The following is a 4738-nucleotide window of genomic DNA, read 5'->3' on the forward strand; positions in this document are numbered from 1 at the left end:
GGGTGGACTGGTTCAACAATCGTCGGCTCTTCGGCCCCATCGGCAACATTCCACCTGCCGAGGCAGAAGCCGCTTACTATGCAAATCTCGCTGAGTCTGTCACTGTGGCATGACGCAAGCAAAACGGCCTCCGGAAAACCCGGGGCGGCTCAAATCTTGTCTTCTGATAATTCCATGCGCTGAGCCAACGCAGCAGGATTAGCCTTTTGCCCAGTCTCCTGCAGAATCTCCCGCGAAATCCGGTTTAGCTTGTTGATTGACTCGATCATATGCGAGGGGACTCGGATTGTGCGCGCCTGATCCGCAAGACAACGCGTGACTGACTGCCTGACCCACCATGTTGCGTAAGTTAAAAACTTCCAGCCGCGTCGATATTGAAACTTGTCGACGGCTTTCATCAGGCCGATGTTGCCTTCCTGGATCAGATCCAGAAGGGGCACGCCTCGGTTCGCGTACTTTCTCGCGATAGAGACCACGAGACGCAGATTCGCCTCGATCATCTTGCGCTTCGCCTGCCGCATCTTCGACTCGGCTGCCACCATCTGCCGGTTGATCTTCTTCAAGTGTTGCAAGGACAGGCCGGCCTTAGCCTCAATATCGATAAGCTTCTGCTGTTCAGTCTGGATCTCCGGTAGACTGCGTGAAAGTGCCGCACCGTACTCGCGGGACGTCGCCGAGTTTTCAGTCCACGCGAGATCAGTTTCGTATCCCAAAAACGACTCGACGAATCGCGCGCGCGGCATGCCGCACCGGTCAACGGCAATCTGCTGAATACGTCGCTCGACCGCACGTACCTGTGCGACTTGCTGCTGCACATCAGCGCATAGCGCATCGATAGTCCGTGCCGTGAAGCGAACAGCCGCAAGCTCCCGCTGGATCGCTTCAAAAAGGCGCTCGCGGGCGACCTGTCCGTTTTCTTGCGCGGCGTCGGCTTCTGAAATCTGTTCGTACAGGTCACGAACTCGCGCAAAGATAGCGAGGCCGTCTCTCGTGAGCTGTTTCATTCGCGGTTCGCTCCCCTTCACCATGTCTCGGTCTTCGACGACGCTGCCCTCACCGCCGTCGCCCTTAGCGCTGTCGTGTTCAATGTCCGGGGTTTTGGCCGGCTCTGGCAACGACCGAAGGACCGCTTCGGAGTCTTCATTTAGGCCGTCGACCAGTTCATCGATGCGCAGTTCACCATTCACCAGATTGAATCTGCTTTACCATTCGAAGGATCGTGAAGACAGTCGGCGGGCAGCGTGCGATCGCCAAGCCCATTTCGTGGAGTCCCTCTTCGATGCGTTTCGCAATCTCAGTCTCGCCCGCGCGAGGCAATAATTCGGTCGCACCCATTTCACGCATATACATCCGAACGGGATCCGTTGTGCACCCGAATTCAGGATCGACGGTTGAAAGCGCGCCTTCGGCCTCTAGATCTGCCTTGTCGTCCGACGTGGCTGCCGGCGCCGCGTCGTCCAAGAACGGCTTCTCCGTGTCAGGCGCCTGCTCGTAGACTGCAATGCCGATGTCGTTGAAAGTGCTGGCAATGATTTCAATGGCCGCGGTATGCACAAAATTGTCGGGGAGATGATCGTTGATTTCCGCATGAGTCAGGTAGCCGCGCTGGTTGCCGAGTCGGATGAGAGTGCGCATCCAGCGCTCCTGTTGCTCTTCGTCCTGCGATATCCCGTCGATCGACTGCAGGGGTGTTACGGGATCGACCTTCGACGCGCGCGGGACCGACGCGTTCAGAGCGGACGAAACTGTGCCTGGACGTGAATAGGGCCAATCGACCTTTGACATAGATTCTCCTGGACGTGATTGCCCGGCAATCGCGACCAGCGACTGTCCACACTCGGCCGACGAGCCGCGCACGTTTCGCTGTTACAGACGGACACAGGCTGTGGAATCGCAACGGGCAGTGAATGCGCAGCCCCTAGATACGGGCGGACGCGAGGGAACCGCAAGACTTGGCGAAAAGCATCAATGCGTTAGCAACGTAACACAAACTACCGCATTTCACCAGTTGGCGAATCTGGACCGTCCGCAACGTTAACGTGCTACGCCGCGGGCCACACTAAGAATTCGACATCTGGATGGATAGAATATGACGAAGCTTATCGAGATCTTTGCGTGGAACTGGAGCATCTATGAATACGGCGCGGAGTCGGAAGCGCATCAGGGCCGTTCCGGCCAAACGTCGTTGGGTTCGGTCGAGCTCCGACTTGGAGACGTGCCTCTTTCCGTCGTTCAGTCGTCGGTTCTACGCCAAAAATGGCGGTTCATTGGCGAGTAGGCCTCGCATCGAGGTCCGTACGAGAACATCTCGGCTGGACCGCTAGCTTTCGCTGTTTGACGGAGATCACGTCTACGCCGTGCAACTGCCCTAGCGTGTCGGCCGCCTTCAGTACCTTCTCCCGCGTGGGCTCTGGATTGACCCTCATTAGCAAAGCCGATATTCTCGCTCTTTTTGACAGAAATCCGGCATCCGCCGGGTTTCGGTGAATGGCTGGGCGTTATGGCGCCTTGGGGCGCGCGCATTGGCGCATTGGCGCAATCTCGAACGCTCCTGTGGGCATGGATTTCACATCCGCCCGCGTGCGGCGGTCCTACCGGGCGCGGCACGAACTAGCAGCCACGCCACAAGATGCACATTGGCGCCGGCGTACTTCAAAGCTGAATGAGAGAAGCTGACAGTGCGGAAGCACCTTCGTGCCGAAATCGCCTATGCCGGCTCTTGACCATGTGCGGGCCTGAAAGGAGGAAATGAAATGAAGCCGCAGCTGATCCTGACAATATTGATCGCATATCTGCTGTGCGCTTGTGTTGGGGGGCACGGGTCGTCTTCTGCGCCAGCCCCCTCAGCAGAGACAGGCTTGCGGTCCAATTTCAATCGGACCGCAATTACCGCGCGTCTGCCGACGGACACCGGCGGTTTCGCAACGGCGACCGGATCAGACGATCCAGCCGTCACGGTCGACAGCCTCGCTGATCTGCTGGCTGCGTTCAGCGCGCGACAGCACCACATCCTGGTCAAGGGCGAAATCTACGGCGGACCGCGACTGACGACCATCACCTTCGCCAGCACGGACTGGAACAACACCACGATCGAAGGCGCCAGCGGTGGCAATGCGGTGCTGAAAAACGTCCAGCTTAAATTCGACGGCGAAATGCTGCCGGCAGACCAGAACATCCAGAATGTCGTGATCAGAAACATCACTTTTCATGGCGTCATCGGAGATCTACAGGCCCTACCCGCCCAAGTCTACGGCACATCCAACAACGCCGGCATCAACTATGAAGGCGTGTCGCTGCGACGGGTCACCAATGCATGGGTCGATCATTGTTCCTTCTACGATACGAGCGACAATCTGATGAGTGTGACGCTGTCATCGGATAATGTGACGGTCTCGTATAGCCGGTTTTATTTCACCAATGAATGGCTGGCGATGCGCCCCGATCCCCTGTGGGACTGGACGGGCAAGAACCAAGATCTGGCCAATGAACGCCTGGCGATGGTAGTGGGCGCATCTCGGCAGGATTCGTATGCATATGGTGGGCACAGGCTGCATGTCACCTTGCACCATAACCAGTTCGGCCCCAACCTAAAGGGGCGTCCGCTGCTGCGGGGCTGGGTCCACGCCTACGACAATTATTTCGATAACGACGCCACACCGACTGGCCTCACGGCCGTCGGGTCAGACGAGACCCAGTACAACGCCCTGCAGATCGGAAGCGGCAGCGTCGTTTATGTTGAAAGCAACTATTTTCTTAGAACTAACCAGAGCATTCAGGTCGGTCTGGATTTGCCGGACGATGTCTACTCTTTTCATGAAAACGCAAACCAGTACGTTCAGTCCACCGGCAGATCGGCAAAGGGCGAGGCTTTTTCAATCGCGCCCGTCGGTTACGCCTATCGAGTTAGGACGGCCTCGTCCGTTCTCAACGCCGCGTCGGCCTACGGTCCTCGCTAGTGCCAGCGATCAATCAGGACGACTTCCCGCTGGCTGTTGGGGTCGTCTCGCTGGCATTGACGTCAGTGCCCAGGGGCGGCCCTTTCATGATCCAACGACGCATCGCAGGCACTGCAATCACAGATCGGGAATCGCCCGCCGCGCAGCACGTATCGGTGATCGCATTAGTATGTGCTACCGGGAGCGAGTTTCACATGCTGCGCGACGGCGCCTTCTATCAAGCGAAATCCGCCCCTCACACTTGACGAGTGACATAGGGCACCCCGCCCTTGTTGTGTCCGTAATCGGTAAGAATTCGATATCGGGTACCCCCAGTTCTTTGGAATGACCTAGTGATTCTAGAAACTTGCCCGATGGGTCGTATGTTGCGGATCGTCGGCTGCACAACGTCGCTGTCGGAATGGATGGAGGTGTACGGCACGTCGAAAGTACGAGACGCATACTTAGGAAAGGTCTGCACAACCGGAATTTTGCGCGCTGACCTTCTATATTTTTCGCAATGGCGGTGATGAGAATTTGTTGAGTCGTTAAGGCGTCTGCGACTTGCGCCGCTCCGCGCAGCGCTACTAAGGCGCAAAACACGGCGTAGGTTATCAAGCCTTGCGCAAAGCTCTACGCGCCGTCCATAGATTGCTCAGAGCAAACAATGTCGTGATCAGAGGTGGCGCCGGAATTTCGGACAAGGTCGGTAAGTGGAACGGTCGGGGCCTGAGCTGGTCATAGGGACCAGCAAAAGGAACCCAAAGATGGCAAAAAGAAGCGGCCGGTCGCATAGCCCGGCA

Annotated in this window: 2 protein-coding genes and 1 pseudogene; 2 read left to right on the forward strand and 1 reads right to left on the reverse strand. The window is 57.3% G+C overall.

Annotation, left to right across the window (positions count from 1 at the left end):
* Nucleotides 1–152: 152 nt before the first annotated feature.
* Nucleotides 153–1635: pseudogene (locus AB3X86_RS37775) on the reverse strand (sigma-70 family RNA polymerase sigma factor); the annotation flags it as partial.
* Nucleotides 1636–2089: 454 nt separating this feature from the next.
* Here AB3X86_RS37775 and AB3X86_RS37780 point away from each other — a divergent pair.
* On the forward strand, nucleotides 2090–2278 hold the full coding sequence (locus AB3X86_RS37780) for a hypothetical protein (RefSeq protein ID WP_018437109.1): 189 nt from the start codon (nucleotides 2090–2092) through the stop codon (nucleotides 2276–2278).
* 475 nt (nucleotides 2279–2753) lie between these two features.
* Complete coding sequence (locus tag AB3X86_RS37785; RefSeq protein WP_368587863.1) at nucleotides 2754–3956, forward strand: pectate lyase; 1203 nt, start codon at nucleotides 2754–2756, stop codon at nucleotides 3954–3956.
* The last annotated feature ends 782 nt before the right edge of the window (nucleotides 3957–4738 follow it).

Source organism: Paraburkholderia sp. BR14374 (genome assembly GCF_040948685.1).
In the GTDB taxonomy this organism is placed as follows: domain Bacteria; phylum Pseudomonadota; class Gammaproteobacteria; order Burkholderiales; family Burkholderiaceae; genus Paraburkholderia; species Paraburkholderia youngii.

What these genes read in the sequence shown, in the direction of transcription:
- AB3X86_RS37785 (WP_368587863.1), top strand. Translation starts at nt 2,754, where the DNA reads ATGAAGCCGCAGCTGATCCTGACAATATTGATCGCATATCTGCTGTGC.
- AB3X86_RS37780 (WP_018437109.1), top strand. Translation starts at nt 2,090, where the DNA reads ATGACGAAGCTTATCGAGATCTTTGCGTGGAACTGGAGCATCTATGAA.